Origin of the sequence: Microbacterium lacus (genome assembly GCF_039531105.1) — a bacterium.
Taxonomy (GTDB): Bacteria; Actinomycetota; Actinomycetes; order Actinomycetales; family Microbacteriaceae; genus Microbacterium; species Microbacterium lacus.
Window position 1 is genome coordinate 2,626,226 of record NZ_BAAAPK010000001.1, and the last position, 23,894, is coordinate 2,650,119.

Annotated in this window: 20 protein-coding genes; 9 read left to right on the forward strand and 11 right to left on the reverse strand. The window is 71.0% G+C overall.

The window, feature by feature from the left end; all coding sequences use genetic code 11:
- Positions 1-2 precede the first annotated feature (2 nt).
- On the reverse strand, positions 3-968 hold the full coding sequence (locus tag ABD197_RS12490) for an intradiol ring-cleavage dioxygenase (protein WP_344055019.1): 966 nt from the start codon (positions 966-968) through the stop codon (positions 3-5).
- 210 nt (positions 969-1,178) lie between these two features.
- Between ABD197_RS12490 and ABD197_RS12495 the strand changes: the two genes are divergently transcribed.
- Entirely contained in the window at positions 1,179-2,309 is a 1,131-nt protein-coding gene (locus tag ABD197_RS12495) for a sensor histidine kinase (protein ID WP_344055021.1), read from the forward strand.
- A complete protein-coding gene (locus tag ABD197_RS12500; RefSeq protein WP_344055023.1) occupies positions 2,306-2,932 on the forward strand; it encodes a response regulator in 627 nt (208 codons plus the stop codon). The genes ABD197_RS12495 and ABD197_RS12500 overlap by 4 nt, the downstream gene beginning before the upstream one ends.
- Before the next feature lie 319 nt (positions 2,933-3,251).
- Here ABD197_RS12500 and ABD197_RS12505 read toward each other — a convergent pair whose 3' ends face one another.
- Positions 3,252-4,205, reverse strand: coding sequence for a bile acid:sodium symporter (locus ABD197_RS12505; protein ID WP_344055025.1), 954 nt, complete (start codon positions 4,203-4,205; stop codon positions 3,252-3,254).
- A gap of 388 nt (positions 4,206-4,593) precedes the next feature.
- Between ABD197_RS12505 and ABD197_RS12510 the strand changes: the two genes are divergently transcribed.
- From ABD197_RS12510 to ABD197_RS12520, 3 genes are all read left to right on the forward strand, one after another.
- The gene (locus tag ABD197_RS12510; protein WP_344055026.1) at positions 4,594-7,296 is read left to right on the forward strand and encodes a hypothetical protein; all 2,703 of its coding nucleotides are present in this window, start codon (positions 4,594-4,596) and stop codon (positions 7,294-7,296) included.
- Positions 7,297-7,409: 113 nt separating this feature from the next.
- Positions 7,410-8,207, forward strand: a complete 798-nt coding sequence (locus ABD197_RS12515; protein WP_344055028.1) for an endo alpha-1,4 polygalactosaminidase — start codon at positions 7,410-7,412, stop codon at positions 8,205-8,207.
- On the forward strand, positions 8,204-8,638 hold the full coding sequence (locus tag ABD197_RS12520; protein ID WP_344055030.1) for an ester cyclase: 435 nt from the start codon (positions 8,204-8,206) through the stop codon (positions 8,636-8,638). Before ABD197_RS12515 ends, ABD197_RS12520 begins: the two co-directional genes overlap by 4 nt.
- A gap of 2 nt (positions 8,639-8,640) precedes the next feature.
- Here ABD197_RS12520 and ABD197_RS12525 read toward each other — a convergent pair whose 3' ends face one another.
- From ABD197_RS12525 to ABD197_RS12555, 7 genes are all read right to left on the reverse strand, one after another.
- Positions 8,641-9,192: an SOUL family heme-binding protein gene (locus ABD197_RS12525; protein WP_344055032.1), complete on the reverse strand. Its 552-nt coding sequence runs from the start codon at positions 9,190-9,192 to the stop codon at positions 8,641-8,643.
- 16 nt (positions 9,193-9,208) lie between these two features.
- On the reverse strand, positions 9,209-12,643 hold the full coding sequence (locus ABD197_RS12530) for an error-prone DNA polymerase (RefSeq protein WP_344055033.1): 3,435 nt from the start codon (positions 12,641-12,643) through the stop codon (positions 9,209-9,211).
- Positions 12,643-14,226 (reverse strand): DNA polymerase Y family protein, encoded by a 1,584-nt coding sequence (locus tag ABD197_RS12535; protein WP_344055858.1) that lies wholly within the window; start codon positions 14,224-14,226, stop codon positions 12,643-12,645. Before ABD197_RS12535 ends, ABD197_RS12530 begins: the two co-directional genes overlap by 1 nt.
- A gap of 40 nt (positions 14,227-14,266) precedes the next feature.
- A complete protein-coding gene (locus tag ABD197_RS12540; RefSeq protein WP_344055034.1) occupies positions 14,267-14,980 on the reverse strand; it encodes a hypothetical protein in 714 nt (237 codons plus the stop codon).
- Between the two features lie 227 nt (positions 14,981-15,207).
- Positions 15,208-15,705 carry an HNH endonuclease gene (locus ABD197_RS12545; protein ID WP_344055036.1) on the reverse strand — a complete coding sequence of 166 codons (498 nt, stop codon included), beginning with the start codon at positions 15,703-15,705 and terminating at the stop codon, positions 15,208-15,210.
- Between the two features lie 248 nt (positions 15,706-15,953).
- A complete protein-coding gene (locus ABD197_RS12550; RefSeq protein WP_344055038.1) occupies positions 15,954-16,739 on the reverse strand; it encodes a M23 family metallopeptidase in 786 nt (261 codons plus the stop codon).
- Positions 16,740-17,060: 321 nt separating this feature from the next.
- A complete protein-coding gene (locus ABD197_RS12555) occupies positions 17,061-17,762 on the reverse strand; it encodes an iron-dependent transcriptional repressor DtxR (RefSeq protein ID WP_344055040.1) in 702 nt (233 codons plus the stop codon).
- Positions 17,763-17,881: 119 nt separating this feature from the next.
- Here ABD197_RS12555 and serC point away from each other — a divergent pair, with 119 nt between their 5' ends.
- Positions 17,882-18,994, forward strand: coding sequence for a phosphoserine transaminase (gene serC / locus ABD197_RS12560; RefSeq protein ID WP_344055042.1), 1,113 nt, complete (start codon positions 17,882-17,884; stop codon positions 18,992-18,994).
- 30 nt (positions 18,995-19,024) lie between these two features.
- Here serC and ABD197_RS12565 read toward each other — a convergent pair whose 3' ends face one another.
- On the reverse strand, positions 19,025-19,678 hold the full coding sequence (locus ABD197_RS12565; RefSeq protein ID WP_344055044.1) for a DUF3027 domain-containing protein: 654 nt from the start codon (positions 19,676-19,678) through the stop codon (positions 19,025-19,027).
- Positions 19,662-20,045 carry a cold-shock protein gene (locus ABD197_RS12570; protein ID WP_344055046.1) on the reverse strand — a complete coding sequence of 128 codons (384 nt, stop codon included), beginning with the start codon at positions 20,043-20,045 and terminating at the stop codon, positions 19,662-19,664. The genes ABD197_RS12565 and ABD197_RS12570 overlap by 17 nt, the downstream gene beginning before the upstream one ends.
- A gap of 112 nt (positions 20,046-20,157) precedes the next feature.
- Here ABD197_RS12570 and ABD197_RS12575 point away from each other — a divergent pair, with 112 nt between their 5' ends.
- The 3 genes from ABD197_RS12575 to ABD197_RS12585 are packed head-to-tail and all read left to right on the forward strand — an operon-like array spanning position 20,158 to position 23,825.
- On the forward strand, positions 20,158-20,427 hold the full coding sequence (locus ABD197_RS12575; RefSeq protein ID WP_344055047.1) for a multidrug ABC transporter ATPase: 270 nt from the start codon (positions 20,158-20,160) through the stop codon (positions 20,425-20,427).
- Positions 20,427-22,154, forward strand: coding sequence for a helicase-associated domain-containing protein (locus ABD197_RS12580; RefSeq protein WP_344055049.1), 1,728 nt, complete (start codon positions 20,427-20,429; stop codon positions 22,152-22,154). The genes ABD197_RS12575 and ABD197_RS12580 overlap by 1 nt, the downstream gene beginning before the upstream one ends.
- Positions 22,155-22,184: 30 nt before the next feature.
- Positions 22,185-23,825, forward strand: a complete 1,641-nt coding sequence (locus tag ABD197_RS12585; protein WP_344055050.1) for a DNA repair helicase XPB — start codon at positions 22,185-22,187, stop codon at positions 23,823-23,825.
- The last annotated feature ends 69 nt before the right edge of the window (positions 23,826-23,894 follow it).

Consider the following 23,894-nt stretch of genomic DNA (forward strand, 5'->3'; position numbering starts at 1 on the left):
GGTCAGGGGCGCCCGCCGGCGGCGGCGGCGGCGGTCGTGGTCGGGTCGATCGCGACGGGCAGGCTGCCGATGTAGCCGGCGGACGTGCTGCCCGAGAACGTGCCCATCTCGGTGGCGTAGCCGTCGCCGAACACGTTGTCGTTGTCGATGCCGCCGAGCGAGGCGAGGTGGCTCGCCGAGCCGTCGTACTCGGCGAGTGCGTAGACCTCGTCGAGCATGTCCTGCGGGAAGGCGACCTGCGACGTCGCGATCTGGTTCGACACGTTGATCGCGGAAGCCGCGTCCGGGTACACCTCGAAGTGGATGTGCGTCCAGCGGCCCATGTAGCAGCCGGGCACGACCGTGGTGAAGGTGACCTGGCCGTTCGCATCGGCCACTTGGATGCCGCGCAGGTAGGTCTCGTCGATGATCTGCTGCGAGTACATCGAGTACAGGCCCTGCGCGTCGCAGTGCCAGATGTACACGGCGGCGCCGGCGAGCGGCGCGTTGCCGTTGGAGAGGTCGCTCAGGGTGAAGGTGAACGTCAGCGGGACGCCGGCCGCGGTCGCCCCGCCGTCCAGGCTCGTGCGGATGTCGCTGCGGACGATGCCGGACTGATCCAGCACGTTCACCCCGTTGCTGCCGTCGGCCGGGTACGGGCCGTTCGTCTCCTGGGCGATCTCGGTGGTCGCGAGCGTGAGACTCGGCGTCTCGGTCGTGGCGGATGCGCTCGGCGCGGCGGACGAGGTCGGCGTCGTGGTGGCCGTCGCGGTCGCGGAGGTGCCCGTGGATGCCGTCGCACTGCACGCGGCGAGGGTCAGCGCACCTGCCCCCAGGCCGACCAGGCCCAGAACACCGCGGCGGCTGACCATCGTGGTGATGTCGAAGCCGGCGCCCTGGTCGACGACCTCGTCGTCGGGGCGGACCAGCAGACGGCCCTCGTAGGCGGGGCCCTCGGGGGTGTTCTCCGGCTCGGGAATGCGCTCCATGATGTGCTCCTCTGGTGGTGGCGTGACACCCATGCTGATCGAGCTCTCCATGCGCCTCGCAGGCGTCCGCTATGCGCTTCCTATGAGCCGGAGAGTGGACCGGAGCCTCAGATCTGGCCTTTCGGCCGATGCCGCCGCATCCGCACGACGGCACGATCGAGGAGTGATGCCCACCCGGCGCCGACGCGCCACCGACCGTAGGATGCAGCCGTGAGACGCCTGCTGCGCACCGCCTGGGATCTGCCGGCAGCCGTCGGCGCCCCCGCGCACGTCTGGCGCGACGGTGTGCTCGTCGGTGTCCTCGTCGTGCTCGCCGTCGTCGAGGCTCTCGTCCGCACCGACCTGCCCTGGCGATGGGCGACCCTGGCGATCGAGCTCGCAGTGCTGCCGACACTGCTCTGGCGTCGCACGCGTCCCGGGCAGATGACCGCCCTCGCATTCGGCACCCTGTTCGTCTTCGACACGATCCGCAGCTTCGCAGGACTCCGCCCCACCGACACGTACGTCATCGCGGGACTGCTGATCCTCATCTACGCGCTCGCGCGGTGGGGATCGGGGCGGGCGATCGCGCTCGGCGGCGCGGTCGTGGCCGCGACGATGATCCGCGCGTTCACCGTCGATCCGATCGGCCTGCAGAACACGATCGGCGGCATCGCCGTCGTCGCGGTATGCGTCGCGCTCGGCGTGATCTTCCGCACGATCGACGCCGCGCGGCGCCAGCGCCTGGAGCGGGTGCGGCTGGAGGAGCGCGCACGCCTCGCCCGCGACCTGCACGACACCGTCGCCCACCACGTCTCCGCGATCGCGGTCCGCGCGCAGGCCGGCATCCTCACCGGGGCCGCCGATCCGGCTGCCGCCCGCGACGCGCTGCGCGTGATCGAGGGCGAAGCCACGCAGACCCTCCGCGAGATGCGCGCGATGGTGGGGATGCTGCGCGAGGGCGGCATCGCGCCCCTCGCGCCGACTGCGGCGCTTTCCGATCTGCCGGCGCTGGCCGCCGCGCCGGGTGATCCGCGGGTCGCGCTGGAGATGCACGGCGACCCGGCGCCCGTGCCGCCCGCGGTCGGCGCGGCCGCCTACCGGATCGTGCAGGAGGCGATCACGAACAGCCGCCGGCACGCGCGCGGCGCGACCCTGATCGCGGTGACCGTGACGGTCGGGGCGGGGGAGGTCGGCATCCGCGTCGTCGACGATGGGCGCAGCGGCGGTGCACGCGGGCAGGGTTTCGGCCTGGCCGGCATGAGTGAGCGCGCGGCGCTGCACGGCGGGTCGTGCACGGCGGGGCCGGGAGCCGGCGGGTGGATCGTCGAGGCGCGGATGCCGTTCGGGGATGACCGATGATCCGGGTGGTGCTCGCCGACGATCAGCCGGTGGTCCGCGAGGGACTGCGGATGCTGCTGGATGCGCAGCCCGACATCGAGGTCGTCGGCGTCGCCGCTGACGGGCAGGAGGCCGTGCGCCTCGCGCGGGCGCTGCGCCCCGATGTGGGCCTCTTCGACATCCGGATGCCGGTCCTCGACGGCATCGAGGCGACCCGGCTGCTCGCGGAAGAGCCCGTCGCGATCGTGGTGATCACGACGTTCGACCTGGACGAGTACGTCTATGCCGCACTGAAGGCCGGTGCCCGCGGGTTCCTGCTGAAGGATGCCGGACCCGCGCTGCTCGCCGACGCCGTGCGCGCCGCCGCCGCGGGCGACGCGCTGATCGATCCGTCGGTCACGGTGCGGCTGTTGTCGGTGTTCGCTTCGGCGCGTGCGGCTGTCGTGCCCTCGGAGCCGCTCACCGCGCGGGAGGAGGACGTCCTGCGCGCGGTCGCCCGTGGCCGGACGAACACCGAGATCGCCGCGGAGCTGTTCATCAGCCTCGGCACCGTCAAGGCGCACATGGCGAGCATCATGCTCAAGCTCGGCGCGCGCAACCGCGTCGAGGTCGCGATGTGGGCGTACGAGACCCGGCGGGTGTGAGCGCTCGGCTCCTCGCGCTCCCCGAGATGGCCCCTCTTCCCCCGAGATGGTGCATCTTCCGCCGAGATGGTGCATCGTCCCCCGAGATGGCCCCTCTTCCCCCGAGATGGCCCCTCCTCCCCCGAGGTGGCCCCTCTTCCCCCGAGATTGCCCCTCTTCCCCCGAGATGGTCCCTCTTCCCCCGAGATGGCCCCTCTTCCCTCGAGATGGTGCCCACCACCTCGACAGAAACCCCACCACCTCGGCAAAAAACCCACCACCTCGGCGAGGCAGGCAGCAGGGCGGGCCGGATGCCGAGGATCGGCATCCGGGACCAGCCTCAGTCGGCGCGCACGAGGCGCGGCACGAGCGCCACCATCACGACCATCGCGACGAGCTCGATCAGGGTCTGCGTCACGACGACGAGCGGTGTCAGCGCGAAGCCGGCGGGCAGCGCGAGGGCGAGCGGCAGGACGACGAGCGAGTTGCGGGTCACTCCGCTGAAAATCGCCGCCCGCTGTCCGGGGAGGTCGAGTCGTGCGATGCGACCGGTGACCAGGCCGAGCGGAACCATGATCACCACGAACACCGAGAAGATCGGGACGACGATCAGGAGTGAGCCCAGCGCACCCCCGACCTCGGCCACCTGCGACGCGACGACGATGGCGAGCGTCAGCATCATGAGCGGCACCATCGCCGCGGCCATGTACGCCTGCACGCGACGGCCGATACGGCCGGCGACCTGAGTCAGGGCGGCGAGCGCGAGCGGCAGCACGATCAACAGCAGGAACGCCTCGACGAACGGGCGCGGATCGAAAGCGCTCAGCACACCCGGGCCGGCCATGAGCAACAGATACACCGGCAGCAGGAGGATCTGCAGCAACATCAGCAGCGGTGTCGCCGCCAGCAACCGGTCGCGAGCTCCGCCGGCGAGCCCCGCGAACACGATCACATAGTCGACGCACGGCGTGAGCAGGACGAACAGCACACCGACCAGGAGCGCCTCGTCGGTCGCGACGAACCGGCTCAGCGCGAAGACGACGACGGGCACGAGCACGAAGTTGAGCATCACAACCGTGCCGAGGAACCGGACATCGCGGAGCGCTCGGCCGAACCGAGCGAACGGGATGCCGAGGAAGGTCGCGTACAAGAGGAGTCCGAGCACCGGTGTGATCGCGAACTCGAGCGGTTCAGCCGCGACAGGGGCGATCAGCCCGACCGCGGCGCCCAGCGCGATCGCCGCGAGATACAGCCAGACCTGTCGTTCGTCCCACCACACCACGATCCGCCGCACTCCCCCAGACTGCCGGATGCCGCACCCCGCCCACCGCCATCCACACGGGTTTCGCGCCGAGGCGGCGCCCCCTCCGCCCCCACCGCCGAGATGGTGCCTCTTGCGTCGAGGTGGTGCCACTTGCGTCGAGGTGGTGCCCACATTCTCGGCGCGAGAACCACCACCTCGGCGCGAGAACCACCACCTCGGCGCGAGAGCCACCACCTCGGCGGGAGAGCCACCACCTCGGCGGAAGACCCACCACCTCGGCGGGAGAACCACCACCTCGGCGCGAGAGCCACCACCTCGGCGCGAGAACCACCACCTCGACGCCGCGGGCGGAGGTATCACGGAATGCCCTGGGGGACTCCTCCTCCGCAAGATCCCCGATCACGCCGAAGGAAGCGCCATGTCCGATTTCGTCTACACCTCCCCGCTCATCCGCGACATCATCGAGATCAACGGCACCGTCGAGGACATCTGCAAGACCTACGCCGGCGACGGGCCCGTCTTCCTCCTCGCCCGCGAGGTCCGGCTCACGCAGAACCTCCGGATCACAAAGCGACCCGTCGTCATCGTCGCCGACCTCTTCGACGGAGGCGGCCACTGGATCGACGCATCGGGCGAACCGGCCACGGTCTCCGGCGCCAACGGCGCCGACGGCGTTCCGCTCACGGTGACCGAGATGTACTCGCACGACGGCGTGCCGCTCGCCGGCGGACGCCCCGGCGGAGGCGGCGGCAACGGCCAGAACGGCGGCGACGCCCAGAGCGTCACGATCTACGCGCGCCGCACGACGAACGTGCAGATCTCCGTCGCCGGCGGCACCGCGACCGGCGGCGGCAACGGCGGCAACGGCACGAGAGGGGTCGACGGCGCGTTCATCGCCGGCCACACCGACCGCGTCGACCTCACCCCGGAAGACCCGTTCGACGACGCGTACGAGGACATCGTCGTTCCCGACCAGGACATCCCCGGTACCCCCGGCGGCGATGGCGGCTGGGGTGGCAACGGCGGCTCCGGCGGCAGCGGCGGCACCATCTTTTTCACGAGCATCGCCGACGACAGTGAGCCCGTGTTCGCGACAGCCGGCGGGGCACCCGGTGGGGGCGGGGTCGGCGGGGCAGCGGGCGAAGACGGTGCGCGCAGTTCGGGCGCAGCATCCCCCGGTCAGGACGGCACCGGCGGCGCCTGGGGCACGGAAGGGACCGTCGCGCGGGCCACCGTCTCCGAGGAGGACTTCATCGCGGGCCTGCGCCCCCTGCTGGATTCGACCGGCCCGTCCTGGGCGAACTACTGGGCGCCGTTCCGCATTGCGATGGGCGACTTCCACTATCACCGGTTCACCCCGGGCGCCGAGGACCCCGGCGACGGCGGTGAGCGCGCCGCGCTCGAACTGCAGCGCGGCCTCGAGCTGCAGCCCGACAACGCGGTGGCGCTGCGGTTGCAGGACCAGCTGGTCGGCATCCCTCAGCGCGACGCGAACGGGGCGCGCGTGTTCGTCGGCGGCGGCGCGAACGCGCTCGGCATCTCCCCCGAGCTGGATATCCTGCCCGACTTCCAGACCTACATCGAGGCGTTCGCGCGCTTCGCCCCACTGAACGTCGCATTCCTGTTCAACGGCATCCAGAGCCTCGGCGCGGCCGCCACGCAGGCGGCGCTTTCCGCCATGATCACCCAGCAGAAGCAGTTCGTCGACCTGGCGCGCGACCGCTTCGAGAAGGACGCGAGCCTCGGCGCCACCGAGAAGGACATCGCCGTGAAAGAGGCGGAGTTCATCCAGCAGCAACTCGACCAGGCGGTCGCCGACATCGCCGCCGCCAAGCCGAAGCTCGCAGAGACCTCGTTCAACTTCGGCGACATCATCGGCACGGTCGGTCAGATCGCGAGCGCCGTCGTCGGTGTGATCGCCGCGATCCCGACGCTCGGAACGAGCCTGGTGGCGACCGTTCCCGCGATGGTGAGCCTGGTGAACACCGTCACCGCGCAGGCGGAGCCGATCGCGAAAGCGCTGCTGGCCGGCAGCCCCGCCGACACGAAGCAGGTCGAGGAGGCCTACAAGAAGGTCGGCAAGAGCGTCGACGCGGTCATCGGGGCAGGCAGGACGATCGTGAACTTCGTCACCCTCGTGCAGAACCTGACCTCGCCCCCCGACGCCGACAACTCCGAGCAGCTTGCTCTCGTGCGCCGCGGGGCGGAGCTCGCCCACCAGCTGCTGATCGCGCAGAACCGGGTCGACCTCGCCGATCAGCGCATCGAGGCCTCCCAGTCCCATGCGGCCAGAGCAGCCCAGCTCGTCCAGCAAGCCGATGATCTCGCCCGCACCGTGCAGAGCGGTGCCGAGGGGGTTCGGCAGGCGGGCCTTCTCGCGATCAGCATCGCTCAGGCCGGCGCCGACGCACTGAACAGCATGATCTTCCGCGCCGCGCGGGCCGTCGAGATCCTCACGCTCGAACCTCAGACGAAGAACGTCGCAATGGATGCCGGCATGCTGAGCCCCGAGACGTGGTGGCGCTACAACGAGAAGCAGATCACCGACGCCGAGCTGGCCGGCCTGCTCACGGCATCCTGGGGTCGCCTGCTCCAGCCCATCGACATCCAGCAGGATTACCTCGCCTACTTCCAGCAGGCTCACGACCAGGATGTCCTCACGCGGATCTTCCGGCCGGGCGACGCGGAGTTCGCCTCGTTCGTGGCCACCGGCCGTCTCGACTTCGACGTGGATGCCGAGCGCATCCCCGCCGGACGCGCCGACGCGAAGACCCGCAGCGTGCGCCTCGCACTCGTGGGCGCCGAGCACCCGTCGGGGGCGATCTCGTGCGAGGTCCGACACGGCGGGGTGTACACGCAGCGTCGCCGCGACGGCGAGGTGCACGTGCAGCTGCTCCAGGCGCAGACCAGCACCCGCGACGCACAGTTCACCCGCCTGGTCGCTGAGCCCGGTGGTGTCGTGGACCTGCCGCTGACGGCGCCGCTGTCCCTGCGGTTCTGGGGGCGCGGCATCGGCGGGTCCTGGACGGTCACGATGGTCGAGGATCAGCAGAACGCCGCGGTGGACCTGTCGGGCCTCAGCGAGATCCAGGTGGAGATCCGGTACCAGTTCACGCGCTGAGCGCTGCGGCGCCCCCGAATGCGCGGGAGATCTCGGGAACACACAGGATCGGCATCCCGAGTCGGTCCAGCCGGGAGAAGTCCGCGCCGGTGCGGTGCGCTACCGTCGAGCACGTGTCAGCCGCGCGCACTCTGGGTGGGCTGCTCCTCGCCGCAGTCGCCCTCAGCGGATGCGCGGCGCTGCCCAACGGGATCCGCCTGCCCCCGCCGGGTGCACCCGACTACCAGTTGGGCGGGGCGTACGACCCTCCGGCCGAGGTGACGATCGTCAGCCGCGACCGGAGCGCGGAGCCCGCTGTCGGGCTGTACTCGATCTGCTACGTCAACGCCTTTCAGACCCAGCCGGGCGAAATCGGTGACTGGCCGGCAGAGCTCCTGCTGCGCGAGGGGGACACGGTCGTCTTCGATCCGTCCTGGCCGGACGAGGCTCTCCTGGACACCTCCACCGATGAGAAGCGCGGCAGAATCGAGGAGATCGTCGGTCCCTGGATCCGGAAGTGCGCCGATAGCGGCTTCGACGCGGTGGAGTTCGACAACCTCGACACCTACACACGCAGCGACGGTGCGCTGACGCTCAGCGGAAACCTCGCCCTGGCCGCGCGGCTCGTCGCGACCGCGCACGACGCCGGGCTGGCCGCGGGCCAGAAGAACGCGGCAGAGGATGCGGCGGCTCTGCGCGCACGTGCGGGTTTCGACTTCGCGGTCGCCGAGGAGTGCGCCGCTTTCGCCGAGTGCGCCGCGTTCACCGCGGTCTACGGCGACCGGGTGATCGACATCGAGTACTCGGACACTGACGGTATCGACTTCGCGGCGGTCTGCGCCGACCCGGACACCCCGGGCTCGGTCGTCCTGCGGGACCGCGGCCTGGTCACCCCCGAGAACCCGTCCTACGTGTACGAGGTCTGCGGGTGAGCTCACGCCTGCTGCCGGCGCCGCCGGATAATGGACCGGTGGAGTCGTGGGAACTGCGGGAATGGTACGCCGACTTCCTCGAGGCCTGCAATCGGCACGATCTGGATGCGGTCCGGACGTTCGTGGATCCGGGCGTGCGTCGCGCCCACTTGCCCGGCGGCGCCGAGGCGTTCGTCGACGATTTGGCGGAGCTGTTCCACGGGTTTCCGGATTGGCAGTGGCGCCGCATCCAACTCGTCGTCGAAGACGACCGGATCGCGGCGCACCTCCGCGCGAGCGGGACGCATACCGGCGTCTTCCGCGGGATCGCCCCGACGCGTCGGCACGTGAACGTCGCCGAGTTCGTGTTCTCCCGGGTGCAGCGCGGCCGGATCATCGAGGTGTCGGGCACGACCGACCGCGTCGAGCTTCTCGCGCAGCTCGGCGCCTGAGCTCAGCCCGCGACGTCGACCAGCACCTCGTTGCGCCGCAGGAACCACGGCGTGAACGGCGGGTCGAAGCGGGCGAACCGGGGCTCGCCGATCACGGTGACGCCTGCGGACGACAGCGCCGCCAGCAGCTCGTCGCGGTGCCTGCGCCAGGATTCCTCGGTCCAGCGCCCCGAGAACCGGGTCGCGGCAACGAGCTGCTCGGGAACCGTGCGCACCCGGACGGCAGCGTTCGTCGGCACCGGCGCGTCCTGCTCGGTCATGGCAGCGGGCAGCACGAATGCGACCACGAATCCCTCGCCGGTGGAGGACTGCACGACCGGCGCGGTCATCGCGATCTTCTGCGAGGACTGCACGACCGGCGCCGTCATCGCGACCTTCTGCCGGCGCGTGTTCTGCCCGTTGATGTAGCCGACGAGAAGGCCGAACGCGCGGTTTCCGGCGTCTTCGAACGCGACCCCGTGCACCGCGGTCTCGGCGACGACGTGCGCCGGATAGCGCCGCAGCTCCCACCCGCTCTCTTCGCGGATCACCTCGTACGGCTGCTGCTCGGTCACGTCTCGAGGCTACGCCTCATCGGAAGTCCCGGGACCGGTGCCCGACCTCCACCTGCAGGTCTTCGAACCGGTCCGCCACGAGGTTGGTCACTCCCTCGACCGATCGCTCCAGCATCCCCCGCACGATCAGCCCCGGCGCGTCCCGCACGACCCGCCGGTACAGGTTCCACACCCCCACCGAGCAGACGACGTTGACCAGGCCGTGTTCGTCTTCGAGGTTGATGAACGTGATTCCGGATGCCGTCGCCGGCCGTTGCCGGTGCGTCACCAGCCCCGCCACCTCGACCCTCCGCCCGGGTTCGTGGGTGCGCAGCTCGCGGGAGGTGAGCACCCCCCGCGCGTCCAGTGCCGCCCGGAAGTGCGTGAGCGGATGGTCGTCGGTGGAGATCCCGGTCGCCCACAGGTCGCTTGCGAGCCGCTCGTAGCTCGTGGGATCCGTGAACAGCGGCGGCTGCACGAACGCGAGCGAATCGGGGAGGAACTCGGCCCGGTCCTGCGCGGCGGACCCCGCAAGCCAGATCGCCTCACGTCGGCTGATGCCGAGGCACTCGAACGCCCCGGCGGTCGCGAGGGACTCCAACTGCGCCTCGGTGACGCCGGTGCGCCGCACCAGATCCCGGAGGTCGCGGTACGGCCCCGCGCTCTCGCGCTCGGCGACGATGCGCTCGGCGACCGCGGACCCGATGCCCTTGACCGCCGCGAGCCCGAGTCGCACCGCGAACCGCCCATCCCGCCGGTGCGCTGCGGATTCGTCGGGCTCGGTGGCGTCGAACACCCCGACCGGCGGCTGGATCCGGTGCGTGCACTCCTCCCGCCCGGTGGGCGGGAGGATCCGGTGCGTGCCCTCTTTCCGCCCGGTCGGCGGCAGGTGATCCGTGTCCACCGGCTCCAGCACCGGCTCCGCCCCCGAGCGCAGCAGATCGGGGCGCCGTACCTGCACCCCGTGCCGCCGGGCATCGGCGGTCAGGGTCGCCGGGGAGTAGAAGCCCATCGGCTGCGCGCGCAGGAGTCCCGCGAGGAACGCGGCCGGGTAGTGCAGCTTGATCCACGACGAGGCGTAGACGAGCAGCCCGAACGACAGCGAGTGCGACTCGGCGAAACCGAAGTTCGCGAATGCCTGGATGCGCGCGTAGATGTCGTCCGCAGCCTGGCCCACCAGGCCGTTGCGCGCCATCCCGGCGTACAGCTTCTCGCGCAGCGACTCGATCTTCTCCACGCCGCGCTTGGATCCCATCGCGCGCCGCAGGAGATCGGCATCCTCCCCGGTGCATTCGCCGACGGCCATCGCCATCTGCATGAGCTGCTCTTGGAAGATCGGGATGCCGAGCGTGCGCTCCAGCACGGGCTCGAGCTTCGGGTGGGCGTAGGTGATCGGCTCGTGGCCGAGCTTGCGGCGGACGAACGGGTGCACCGCACCGCCCTGGATCGGGCCGGGACGGATGAGAGCGATCTCGATCACGAGGTCGTAGAACCGCCTCGGCTGCAGGCGCGGCAGCAGCCCCATCTGCGCGCGGGACTCGACCTGGAACACCCCGATCGAATCGGCGCGGCACAGCATGTCGAAGACGGCCTTCTCTTCTTTCGGGATCGTGGAGAGCTCCCACTCCTCACCGGTGGCGGCGCGGATCATGTCGAAGCAGTACTGCAGCGCGGCGAGCATGCCGAGCCCGAGGAGGTCGAACTTGACCAGTCCCATCCAGGCCGCGTCGTCCTTGTCCCACTGGATGACCGTGCGGTCCTCCATGCGCGCGTGCTCGATCGGAACCACCTCGCCGACGGGCCGGTCGGTGAGCACCATGCCGCCGGAGTGGATGCCGAGATGGCGCGGGGCTTTCAGCAGCTCGGCGGCGTATTCGATCACCTGGTCGGGGATGTCGTGATCGGGTCCGCTCTCCAGCGTCGCCCCCCATCGCTCCACCTGCTTCGACCAGGCGTCCTGCTGCCCGGGCGAGTGCCCGAGCGCCTTGGCCATGTCGCGGACGGCGTTCTTCGGCCGGTACTGGATCACGTTCGCGACCTGCGCCGCCCGCTCGCGCCCGTACTGCCCGTACACCCACTGGATGATCTCCTCGCGCCGGTCGGAGTCGAAGTCCACGTCGATGTCGGGCTCCTCATCGCGCAGCGACGAGAGGAACCGCTCGAACGGCAACTGGTAGGCGATCGAGTCGACCGCGGTGATGTCCAGCAGGTAGCAGACGGCGCTGTTGGCCGCCGACCCCCTCCCCTGGCACAGGATGCCGCGCCGCCGCGCCTCCTGGACGATCCCGTACACGATGAGGAAGTACCCCGGAAAGTCCTTCACCTCGATGACCGCGAGCTCTTTCTCGATCCGCTCGCGGTTCTCCGCCGACAGATCGGGGTACTTCCGCGGCACCGCCTCCCACACGATGTGCCGCAACCACGACATCGGCGTATGCCCGTCGGGGACCTTCTGCTTCGGCAGCGCGGGTTTCGCGCGCCGGAGCGGGAACGCGAGCTCGTCGGCGAGCATCACGGTGCGGGAGACCGCGCCCGGATACCGCGCGAAGCGCGCCGCCATCTCCGCCCCCGAGCGCAAGTGCGCCCCCGCGTGCGCGGGGAGCCACCCGTCGAGTTCGTCGAGCCCCCGGTTCGCCCGCACCGCGGCCACCGCCGCGGCGAGCTGCGCGCGCTCGGGGACGGCGTAGTGCACGTTGTTGCTCGCGAGGACCGGCAGTCCGCGCTCGGCGGCCAGACCCGCCAGCACGTCGTTGTGTCGCGTGTCGAGCGGATTGCCGTGGTCGATCAGCTCGACGTGCACGGCATCCGGACCGAACAGGTCGACGAGACGATCCAGAGCGGATGCCGCGGACCCGGCCCCGCCGTCGACGAGCGCCCGGCGCACGGCCCCCTTGCGGCAGCCGGTCAGGATCGCCCAGTCTCCCCCCGACTGATCGGCGAGTTCCTCCAGGTCGTAGAGCGGCTTGCCCTTCTCGGCCCCCTGAAGCTGTGCGTGGGTGAGCGCCGCGGCGAGCCGGTGATACCCCTCCTCGCCGCGGGCGAGGACGAGCAGGTGCGCACCGGCCGGGTCGGGCTCGCCCTTCTGCGGTTTGGGCAGCTCGAGGGACAGCTCGGCACCGAAGACGGTCTTCAGCTGCAGCGCCTCGGCGGCCTCGGCGAAGCGCACGATGCCGTAGAACCCGTCGTGATCGGTGATCGCGAGCGCGTGCAGCCCCAGCCGCTCGGCCTCTTCGGCGAGCTCCTCCGGCGAGGACGCGCCGTCCAGGAACGAGAACGACGAGTGCGCGTGCAGTTCGGCGTAGGGGACGGCCTGCGCCGGACGCTCGATGGGCGGCGCTTCGTATTTGCCCCGCTTGCGCGACCAGGCGGGGCTGTCCCCGCCGTCGGCACCGGCCGGGGCGGACGGCGCGCGCCGGTCACTCAGCAGCCGTTCCATCTCGGACCACGGGACGGACGGGTTGTTGAAGCCCATCAGTCGTACCGCCCCTCGGCGAACCACTCCCCGCGCTCGCAGACGAGGAGCCACGCGACGTCGTCGGCGTCGACGACCTGGAACCGGTGCGCGCGACGCGTGCGCGCGGCATCCCATCCCCGCTCGATCACGGGCCAGGGTCCCGCCCACCCGCGGATCGCCCGCGCCCGGGAAGCACCCGCACCCGCACCGGCACCGGCACCGGCACCGGCACCGGCACCGGCAGGACCGTGCAGCATCGTCGGCGCCGCCGTCAGCGCGTCCCGGTCACCGACCGCGACGGCATCCCCGTCGGCGTCGACGACCTCGACCGCGAGGCGCTCCGGAAACACCGTGCTCGGCAGCGGATCGGGCAGGCTCCCGGGCCACGGCTGCTCGCGCGCGGCTGCCACGACCCGCCGATCCCCCCACGCGACCAGCACCTGCCGCTCGGCGAGCCAGCGCCCGCCGCCGATCGCCGGGGTGAGCACTCCGCGATGGCCGAGCATCGCCTGCACCCGCGAGAGCGCATGGTGCACGCGTTCGTCGGTGCCGGCTCCGAAGATCGCCGGGGCGTGGTGGGATGCCGCATCCACCGCCTCCGGCGAGATCCGCACCCGCGTCACCCCGCTCCCCAGCACCCGGGTCTGCGCGCCTTCGGCGAGCTGCCAGCGCACCCGGTCGATGATCGCGGCGGAATCGAACGACCCCGGGTGCAGCCACACCCGCTCGCTGCGCTCCCCCCGGTCGCCGATCATCTCGACCCGGAGTTCGGTGCAGACCAGGTCGAGCGCTCCGAGCCCGGCGATGAACTCCTCCGCGGCGATGCGCATGCCGAACGCGACCTGCTCGGCGATCTCGAGCGGCGGTTCGAACGCGACCTCGCGGTGCAGCTCGGGCGGAGGGACCCGCGGCAGCACCGGCTGGGAATCGCGGCCGCCGGCCAGCGCATGCAGCCGCACCCCACCGGGACCGAACCGCTCGCGCACGCGGTCGCGGTCGAGCGCGGCGAACGCGCCGAGCGTGTGCACGCCGAGGCGGGCGAGGAGGTCGGGATCCAGCCCGCCCCCGCCGCTCTCGTCGGCGAGCGCGGTGACCGGCAGCGGGGCGAGGAAGCCGGCGGCCCCACCCAGGGGGACGACGAAGACCGGCGCAGCGGGACTCGTGCCGATGCGCGCGGCGTGCTCGGCGGTGAAAGGCCCGTCGGCGACACCGGCGCGCACATCGAACAGGTCGAGTTCGGCCAGAACCCCCCGCAGCACGGTCGCCGCCTCGGCTTCGCCGCCGTAGTAGCGCGCGGGTCCTCGTGCGCGCAGCGCACACAGCCCCGGTCGCAGGATCTGCACCCCCGGCGCGTGCTCCTCGATGCGGGCGACCACCGGCGCGAACGTGCGCTGGTCGCGGGCGGGATCGGCGGCGACGACGCGCAGACCCGGACAGCGCGCCTGCGCATCGCGGCGACGCTGACCGCGGCGCACCCCCTCGGCGCGGGCGGATGCCGAGCACGCCACCACGGTGTTGTGGGCGAACACCGCCACGGGCTGCTCGCCGGGATCGGCGATCGCCGCCTCCCGCACGAGAGCGGTGACCGGCCAGTCCGGCATCCACAACACGAGGCTGCGCACGGGCGCCTCCGCGTGCACGTCAGCCCACCGCCCTGATCGGCGCGATCGTCTCGTGCGGTCGCAGCCCCGGCTGCAGGGCGATGACCTGCCCGTCGGCGCCGGGGAGCAGCATCCGCTGTCGTCGCGTGGTCGGCCAGCGCCTGCTGCGCGCGGTGACGGTGACCTCACGCGCCGAGACGTACCCGTGCCCCTGACCGAGCCCGCTCCAGCGCGGCTCGCTCAGCTCGAGGCTCGCCTCCACCTGCGGCCACGGACCCTGCACGAGCAGCACGGCCCCGCGATCACGGAGTCGCGCGGCCAGACGCGAGATGTCCTTGTCGGTCGCGCGGGAGGACGGCCGCACCGCCACCACCGAGAGGACTTCGGCCACGGTCGAGGCCACCGCGAGCCACCGCGGCCCCGGCTCGGGGATCATCACGAGTCGCTCGAGGTCGACGCCGGCGTGCTCGGCCGCTTCGGCGCCGAGTTCGGGCATGCCCACCACGCCGCACCAGCTGCCCGTCTGCGACGGCTGAGACAGCAGCGCCAGCAGGAGCGAAGACGACGAGGCGATCGAGTACGCGGCTCCGGGGCGCAGCCCGCCGCCGGGCAGCAGCGACGCGAACGCCGGATGCGTCGGCAGCGGCGGCACCTCCATCGACCGGCCCTGGACCCGCTCGATCTGGGCGCGCAGGCGGTGCACCTCACCCCGGGGATCCCGGGGTGCATCGACTTCTCGCACAGCCGCCCTCACTCCCACAGGCTAGAACAGATGTTCTATACCGTCAACGACAGGAGTGACGCTACGACCGCCCTCCGACATCGAAAAGGGGTGTATTCAGGCAGGATGTTCGATTCTCGATACACGACCCGTGGATGCCGAGGAGATCGCTGATTCGGAGGATCCGGCATCCCGAACCGCACTCCGCAACCTCGATCCCCTCCGAATCCGCGGCGGCGAGGACCGCCGCGGCGCGCGACCTACGCGGCGAGCGCGAGATACGGCTCCCAGCACGGATCGGTGCGCTCAGTGCCGCGCACGGTCCACTGCACGCCGCGCGGCGGCCGGGGCAGGACCCGCAGCTCCCAGTGCATCTCCTGCGGCGTGCGGTCACCCTTGACGTTGTTGCAGCGCAGGCAGCACGCGACCAGGTTCTCCCACGAGTCCGCTCCCCCGCGCGAGCGCGGCAGGATGTGGTCGATCGTGGACGCGGCCTTGCCGCAGTACCCGCACCGGTGGGCGTCGCGTCGCAGAACTCCGCGCCGGGTGACCGGGATGTGTCGACTCCCCGGCACCCGCACGTACTTGGTCAGCAGGATCACCGCCGGGCGTTCGTACGCCCCGCGCGCCCCCCACACCGGATCATCGTCCACCCTCTCGACGACGACGGCCTTCTCGTTCATCACGAGCACGATGGCCCGCTTGAACGACACGACGGCGAGCGGCTCGTAGCCCGCATTGAGCACCAGAGTGCGCATTCCTCATCCTCTCGAACGGCCGGGACGGCTTCCCGGGATTCGACCACCGACGATTCGAGGTGCGCAGGGGCATGAAAAAAGGCGCTGTCCTATGGACAGCGCCTTGGCGCCACGGCAGAGCCGCGGCATCCACTCGTGCAATGCCGAAGGACGAGGCGTCCCAGCGCATCCATGGTTCGGATGCGAGGTGTGCGATCCATCGGCTTCCCTCCGCTTCTCTGAGCGTCGGGTTTCAGGCTAACGCACGCTCAGCCCGCGTTGGCCTGCAGCCACGCCCAGGGGTCGACGACCGAGCCGTTGATGTGAACTTCGAAGTGCAGGTGGCACGCGGTCGAACTGCCCGTGCTGCCCACGAATCCGATGAGCTGACCGGGCGAGACGGACTGGCCGGCCGAAACCTGGCGGCTGCCGTACGTCATGTGCCCGTACAGAGAATTCACCGACTGTCCACCGATCACGTGGTCGATCGACACGGCGACGCCGTACCCGCCGTAGCTCTCCTGGGAGACGCTGACGACACCCGCGGCGGTCGCGTAGATCGGCTCACCGCACGAGGCGAGCAGGTCGACGCCCTGGTGGTATCCGGAATCCCAGAGGCCGCGGCCGAGGGTGAAGTTCAGGATCGGCCAGCGCACTTCGCCGCTGCCGGGAGAGACGAGGGCGATGTTGACGGGGACGCTGTACCCGGAGGATGCCGTGGAGGCGGCCAGTCGCGCGCGCTCGGCGGCGGCGGCAGCAGCGGCTTCCTCGTCCTTCTTCTTCTGGATCTCTTCGGCCGTCGTGGCGGAGTAGCTCGAGCGGCTCAGCTCCTCGGCCGACGAGTCGGACGCGACGACCAGGGACTGCGCGTCGTTCTGGGCGACCTGCTGGAGGGTCTGCGTCTCGGCGGTCGGACGCCAGGCCCCGTACGCCGGAAGGGCGACGGTGGCGACGAGTCCGCCGACCATCGCGAGGATCGCGAGGCTGCGGACCGGGTGGTTCTTGCCCTTGGCGGGACGCGGCGCAGCCGGAGCGGCCTTCTGCGGGCGAGCCACGCTGGTGCGCCCGAACCGAGCGCGCACCGAGGCGCTGCTCTTGCCGCGGGCACGGCGGGTGACACTGTTCTCGTCGCTCTGGGGGCCAGGCGATTCGATCTCTTCAGCCAAAAGTTCCTCCGGCGCCTCTGCGCCGTGGCGCTGGCTCGTCAGCATTCGATGTCGGGGCACGATATGCGGGCGTGAACCAACCGGACGACGAGCCGGGGAGGCAATCCGGGTGGCGTCCGACGGCGGGCTTCTCGCCTGTGGACTCCCCCACGCTACCTGAAGGTAACGAATATGTCACGTTGCGCGCCTGGCAGATGCCTGGGCGCGGGGCTAGCGACGGTCGTCGACGAGGAAGATGTGCGAGGCGACCTCGACCGGCAGCTCGAGTCCTTCGGCGTTCCCGTCCATCTGCACCAGGACGTAACCCTCGCTGTAGCGGTACTCGCCCGATGCGCCGGGAACGACGCCCGCCGCCTTGAGCTGCTGCAGCAGTTCGGGGTCGACCTGCACGGGCTCGGCCAGGCGGCGCACGGTGCCGGTGATGGGTCCCCCCTCGGCATTCAGCCGGCGAACGAGCCCCACGACGTCCTGCTCGAAGCCGTTCGCGGGCAGGTCGCCGAGCTGAGCCAGACCCGGGATCGGGTTGCCGTACGGCGACTCAGTGGGATGCCCGAGCAGCTCGACGAGGCGGCGCTCGACCTGCTCGCTCATGACGTGCTCCCACCGGCATGCCTCTTCATGCACGTACGCCCAGTCCAGTCCGATCACGTCGGAGAGGAGGCGCTCCGCGAGGCGGTGCTTGCGCATCACATCGACCGCCTTGCTGCGACCGGCGTCGGTGAGCTCGAGCGTGCGGTCGTCCGAGACGACCACGAGACCGTCGCGCTCCATCCGCCCGACCGTCTGCGACACCGTGGGACCGGAGTGGCCGAGACGCTCGGAGATGCGCGCGCGCAGCGGCGTGATCGCCTCCTCCTCGAGCTCGAGGATCGTGCGCAGATACATCTCTGTCGTGTCGATCAGGTCGGTCATCATGCCTCGCAGACGCGGAAATCGGTGCAAGGACAGCCTATCCAATCCTCCCGACGGGCCCTCCCGGGGTGGGCGTCACAGGGATGAGAGGCCACGGGTCCCGCCCATAGAATCGTGGGATGCCGCACCTGCAGATTCCGAGTGACCTCCTGCCCGCTGACGGACGCTTCGGATGCGGCCCCTCGAAGGTGCGCCCCGCTCAGCTCGAGGCCCTCTCGACGCGCGGAGCGACGCTGCTCGGCACGTCCCACCGCCAGGCGCCGGTGAAGAACCTCGTCGGCGACGTGCGCTCCCGACTTGCCGAGCTCTTCGGCGCCCCCGAGGGGTACGAGGTCATCGTCGGCAACGGCGGATCGACCGCGTTCTGGGATGCCGCCGCGTTCGGCCTCATCCAGAACCGCAGTCAGAACCTCGTGTTCGGTGAGTTCGGCGGCAAGTTCGCGGCAGCCGCGAAGGCTCCGTGGCTGCAGACCCCGGACGTGCGGAATGTGCCCGCCGGTACGCGCACGGTCGCCGAACCCGTCGAGGGCATCGACGTCTACGCCTGGCCGCACAACGAGACGTCGACCGGCGTCTCCGCGCCGATCGCGCGCGTCACCGCAGACGAGGGCGCACTGACCGTCATCGACGCGACGAGCGCCGCGGGCGGCATCGACTTCGCGGCCGCCGAGGCGGACGTCTACTACTTCGCGCCGCAGAAGAACCTCGGTTCGGACGGCGGTCTGTGGTTCGCCCTGGTCTCGCCCGCCGCGATCGAGCGGATCGAGAGGATCGCGGCATCGGATCGGTACATCCCCGAGTTCCTGAGCCTGAAGAACGCACTGGACAACTCGCGCCTGAACCAGACGCTGAACACCCCGGCGCTCACCACACTGCTGCTGCTGGACGAGCAGCTGCAGTGGATCCTCGACAGCGGCGGCCTGGCGTGGGCGGATGCGCGCACGCGGGAGTCCTCCGGAGTCCTGTACGCGTGGGCCGAAGCGTCCGAGGTCGCGACCCCGTTCGTGGCGGATCCGGCCGACCGCTCCCCCGTCGTCGTCACGATCGACTTCGACGACACGGTCGACGCGGCGGAGACCGCCAAGACCCTGCGCGCGAACGGCATCGTCGACACGGAGCCCTACCGCAAGCTCGGCCGCAACCAGCTGCGGGTGGCGACGTTCGTCTCGATCGAGCCGGACGACGTGCGTCAGCTGGTCCGGAGCATCGACTTCACGCTCGCGCACCGCTGAGCCGACGTCTCGGTCATGGGCCGAGACGGATCAGCGGTCGGTGTCGGACGCGTCGGTGTCGGACGCGTCGGTGTCGGACTCCTCAGCATCGGCGTCCTCGTCCGCGTCGTCGGAGAGCACGTCGATGTCCACGCCGTCCACGTCGCCCGAGTGCAGGATCGGCGAAGCGTCCTCGTCGAAGTCCGCCGCGTCCAGGTCGTCGACGTCGTCGAGTTCGTCCTCGAGCTCTTCGTCGTCCTCGAGCTCGTCCGTCGCCAGCCCTTCGGCCGCGAGTGCGGCCTGCGCCGCCTGATACTCCGCGAGCCGCTCGGCCCACGGCAGCCAGTCCGGCGCGGTGAGCGCACCTTCGCCCGGCATGAGCTCCGCCTCGAGCACCGTCGGGGCGGACTCGTCGACCTGCGCGAGACTCACGGTCCAGAACCATCCGGGATACCCGGGCATGCGGTTGCCGAACCGCACGGTGAGCACGCCCTCGGCATCCGTCGACGAGTCGACGAACTCGCCGATCGTCGCCGCCGGCGTGATCTCGTGCAGCGCGGCGAGCGCGAGCTCGCGCGCAACGGTCTCGTCGATCGGTGCCACGGCGACCGCAGGAGCGTCCGCAGCAGCAGCGTCCGCCGCGGGGACCTCGACGCCCTCAGCGGTGAGATCGGTGGAGGAGGCGTCCTCAGGCGTCGAAGTCATCGGCGACCTTGCGCAGCACCGCGGCGACCTTCTTGCCGTGCGAGGAGCTCGGGTAGCGGCCGCGGCGGAGGTCTCCGCCGATGCCGTCGAGCAGCTTCACGAGGTCTTCCACGATGATCGCCATGTCGTCCGCGGGCTTGCGCTGCGCCTTGGACAGGCTCGGGGGCGCCTCGAGCACGCGAACGGACAGCGCCTGCAGCCCGCGCTTGCCGTCGGCGACGCCGAACTCCAGCCGCGTGCCCGCCTTCGGTGCGGGGGATCCTGCGGGAAGGGCGGTGGCGTGCAGGAAGACATCCTGACCGTCATCTCCGGCGATGAAGCCGAAACCCTTCTCCTCGTCGTAGAACCTGACCTTGCCGGTGGGCATGGAAACCTCGCTGTGTCGTGCGCCACGGATGCCGGGCACGGGGGAACACGGGACCGATCGATCCCGATCCACCAGCCTACGCCACGCCCGCCGGACGGATAAGCTGGGGCGGATGAGCACACGCACCCCCGGCGACGACGTCCCGGTCCGCCGCCTGGACCGGATCCTCGCCTTCATGTCGCTGGGACTCGCGGTCGTCTCGATCGGGTGCTTCTTCGCCATCATCATCGCGCGCCCGCTCGGGGTGACCGACTTCACGGTCGGCGCGTGGCCGATCGTCGCCGTGCTGCCGATCATCGCCCTGCCGATCGCATTCCTGATGATCCTGGCGCTGCTGATCATGACGTTCCTGCGAAGGGCACGCGCCAACCGCGGAGAGTAATGGTCTCCGACGAGCGGGCACTGGCCGGGCGACTCGCCTCGGCCGACGATGACGCCCTGGCGCGCGTCTTCGAAGCCCGCGGCGTCGCCCCGACCGCACCCTGGCACGACTTCTTCGACGCCGCGGCCGCACTTCTGGATGCGGCATCCGTCGAACGTGCCCTCGTGCGCCTCCCGCGCAACGCTCTCGTCCCCCTGAAGGCCGCGCTCGAGGGGGCTCCCCTCTCGGATGCCGACCGCGCGGCCCTGCGGCCGCTCGCTCTCGTCGATGACGCCGGCGCGCCGTTCACCGCCGTCGCCGTGCAGCTGGGCGCGGTCGCGGCCGCCCATCCCGGTGCATTCGTCCTCTCACCCGCGGAGGGCGCACCGGTCGCCTCCGAGACCGACACCGCCGCGGCCGCCGAACGCGCGTTCGCCACGGTCGGCTCCCTCGCCGACATCCTGGTCGCCGGCCTGCACAGCCCCCTCGCACGCACCGGCACAGGATCGGTGAGCGCCGTCGAGAGACGCCGACTCACGGATGCCGGCGCCCTCGGCGAGACGGACGACGTCGACGACCTGATCGTCGCTGCCGGTTCCGCGGGTCTCGTGACCGCGGTCGGACGCGAATGGGTCGTCACGGCGGTGGGCGGCGCGTGGCTGGAGACCACGACCGCCGAACGCTGGGCGCAAGTCGTCGAAGGATTCCGCGGCGCCCTGCCGACCGGACTGCGGACCGCGGACGGCGGGTTCCTGTCCGCCGCGCAGTGGGCGCACGCGTATCCGCTGAACCCCGAGTGGCCCGAGCAGGCCGAGCGGCTGCTCCGGATCGCCGAAGCGTGGGGGCTCCTCACCCCCGCGGGCAGCGAGCCGGCGTGGACGGCGGCGTTGCGCGCCGGGGAGCCCGCGTCGCCGGCCGCCCTCGCCGCGCATCTGCCTGCCGAGATCGACCGGGTCTACCTTCAGGCCGATCTCACCGCGATCGCCCCGGGTCCGCTCGCGCCGGCGCTGGACCTGCGGCTGCGCACGATCGCGGCGCGCGAATCGCGCGCGCAGGCCTCCACGTACCGCTTCAGCACCGGATCCCTGGGTGCCGGGATGACCGAGGGTGAAACCGCGGAGTCGATCCGCTCGTTCCTGCGCGGACTCTCGCTGACCGGCATCCCGCAGCCCCTGGACTACCTGATCGACAGCACCGCCGCCCGCCACGGGCTCGTGCGCATCCGCGCCGCGGCGGGCCGGACCCGGCTCGAAGCCGCGGATCCGGCGCTGCGCGAGACGATCCTGGTCGACCAGGCGCTGCGCCCCCTCGGCTTCCTCCGCGACGGCGACGAACTCGTGACGCGCGTCGAGCGCGACGCGGTGTACTGGGCGCTCGCCGAGGGTCGCTATCCGGTGGTGGCCCTGGACGACGCCGGCGAGCCGGTGTCGCTGCGCCGCCGCGGACGCGCGGCCGATCGCGGCGACGACACCGACCCTCGGCAGGCGTACGCGCGCCTGATCGGGGCGCTGCGCGAGGGTCAGGAGACCGACTCCGACGCCGCCTGGCTCGGGCGCGAACTCGAGCAGGCCGTGCGGGCGAAGTCCGTGATCGTCGTGGTCGTGCGGATGCCGGACGGGTCGGCCCGGTCGCTCACGCTCGAGGCCTCCGGTCTCGGCGGCGGACGCCTGCGGGGTCTGGACCGCGCTGCGGACGTCGAACGCACCCTGCCCGTCTCGAGCATCGTGAGCGTCCGGTCCGCCTCCTGACCGCACGCACGGCCGGTAGGCTTGATCCTTATGGCTGACGGTCCTCTCATCGTGCAGAGCGACCGGACTGTGCTGCTGGAAGTAGCGCATCCGGACGCGGAGACCGCGCGCCACGAGCTCGCGATCTTCGCCGAGCTCGAGCGCGCGCCCGAGCACATCCACACGTATCGGATCACCCGGCTCGGCCTGTGGAACGCCCGCGCCGCGGGACACGACGCGGAGGACATGCTGGGGACGCTCGATCGCTGGTCGCGCTTCCCGGTGCCGCCGTCGGTGTCGATCGACATCCGCGAGACCGTGGGCAGATACGGCCGGCTCATCATCGAGCGCAACCCCGAGGGCGAGCTGCTGCTGACTGCGACCGACACGGCGGTGCTCGCCGAGGTGTCGCGCAACAAGCGGATCCAGCCGCTGCTGGTGGGGCATCCGACGCCGAATTCGTTCGTGATCGACGCGTGGGCGCGCGGACACATCAAGCAGGAGCTGCTGAAGATCGGCTGGCCGGCGGAGGACCTCGCCGGCTACACACCCGGCACGCCGCATCCGATCGACCTCGCCGAGGACGGCTGGACCCTGCGCCCGTACCAGCGCAAAGCGGTCGACATCTTCACCGACGGCGGCTCCGGCGTCGTCGTCCTCCCCTGCGGCGCCGGGAAGACGCTCGTGGGCGCGGCGGCGATGGCCGACACCAAGACGACCACGCTCATCCTCGTCACGAACACCGTGAGCGCGCGGCAGTGGCGCGACGAGCTCCTCAAGCGCACGACGCTCACCCCGGAGGAGATCGGCGAATACTCCGGCCAGGTCAAGGAAATCAAGCCCGTCACGATCGCGACGTACCAGATCCTCACCGCGAAGCGCGGGGGGCAGTACGCGCACCTCGCCCTGCTCGATGCGCTGGACTGGGGGCTGATCGTCTACGACGAGGTGCACCTGCTGCCCGCACCCGTGTTCAAGCTCACCGCCGACCTGCAGGCCCGCCGCCGGCTCGGGCTCACCGCCACCCTCGTGCGCGAGGACGGCCGCGAAGGCGACGTGTTCAGCCTGATCGGACCCAAGCGGTTCGACGCGCCCTGGAAGGAGATCGAGGCACAGGGCTTCATCTCCCCCGCCGCGTGCTACGAGGTCCGCGTCGACCTTCCCGCCGATGACCGACTCGAGTACGCCGCCGCCGCGGACGAGGAGCGGTACCGCCTCGCCGCGACCGCGCACGCGAAGATCGACGTGGTGCGCCAGCTCGTGAAGAGGCACGAGGGCGAGCGGATCCTCGTCATCGGGCAGTACCTCGACCAGATCGACATCCTCGCCCAGGCCCTGGACGCCCCGCAGATCACCGGTGCGACTCCGGTGGACGAGCGCGAGGAGCTGTACCAGGCGTTCCGGGTCGGTGAGATCTCGCTGCTCGTGGTGTCGAAGGTCGCGAACTTCTCGATCGACCTCCCCGAGGCATCGGTCGCGATCCAGGTCTCGGGATCCTTCGGCTCCCGGCAGGAGGAGGCGCAGCGCCTCGGCCGGCTCCTGCGGCCCAAGGAGTCCGGTCACACCGCAAGCTTCTACACCCTGATCGCCCGTGACACGGTGGATCAGGACTTCGCGCAGAACCGCCAGCGATTCCTCGCCGAGCAGGGCTACAGCTACACGATCCTCGACGCCGACGCCATCGCCGCCTGATTCCCGCACCGCCGAGCGCACGGCTTCGAACCCACTGCACGGGGTGTCCACGCGCAGCACCCGTGCACT

Bases quoted from the DNA above. Each gene is read 5' to 3' on its own strand.
- ABD197_RS12565 (WP_344055044.1), bottom strand. From the start codon at position 19,678: ATGACTTCGACGCCTGAGGACGCCTCCTCCACCGATCTCACCGCTGAG.
- ABD197_RS12570 (WP_344055046.1), bottom strand. From the start codon at position 20,045: ATGCCCACCGGCAAGGTCAGGTTCTACGACGAGGAGAAGGGTTTCGGC.
- ABD197_RS12555 (WP_344055040.1), bottom strand. From the start codon at position 17,762: ATGACCGACCTGATCGACACGACAGAGATGTATCTGCGCACGATCCTC.
- ABD197_RS12585 (WP_344055050.1), top strand. From the start codon at position 22,185: ATGGCTGACGGTCCTCTCATCGTGCAGAGCGACCGGACTGTGCTGCTG.
- ABD197_RS12490 (WP_344055019.1), bottom strand. From the start codon at position 968: ATGGAGCGCATTCCCGAGCCGGAGAACACCCCCGAGGGCCCCGCCTAC.
- ABD197_RS12535 (WP_344055858.1), bottom strand. From the start codon at position 14,226: ATGCCGGACTGGCCGGTCACCGCTCTCGTGCGGGAGGCGGCGATCGCC.
- ABD197_RS12575 (WP_344055047.1), top strand. From the start codon at position 20,158: ATGAGCACACGCACCCCCGGCGACGACGTCCCGGTCCGCCGCCTGGAC.
- ABD197_RS12510 (WP_344055026.1), top strand. From the start codon at position 4,594: ATGTCCGATTTCGTCTACACCTCCCCGCTCATCCGCGACATCATCGAG.
- ABD197_RS12500 (WP_344055023.1), top strand. From the start codon at position 2,306: ATGATCCGGGTGGTGCTCGCCGACGATCAGCCGGTGGTCCGCGAGGGA.
- serC (WP_344055042.1), top strand. From the start codon at position 17,882: ATGCCGCACCTGCAGATTCCGAGTGACCTCCTGCCCGCTGACGGACGC.
- ABD197_RS12580 (WP_344055049.1), top strand. From the start codon at position 20,427: ATGGTCTCCGACGAGCGGGCACTGGCCGGGCGACTCGCCTCGGCCGAC.
- ABD197_RS12530 (WP_344055033.1), bottom strand. From the start codon at position 12,643: ATGGGCTTCAACAACCCGTCCGTCCCGTGGTCCGAGATGGAACGGCTG.
- ABD197_RS12545 (WP_344055036.1), bottom strand. From the start codon at position 15,705: ATGCGCACTCTGGTGCTCAATGCGGGCTACGAGCCGCTCGCCGTCGTG.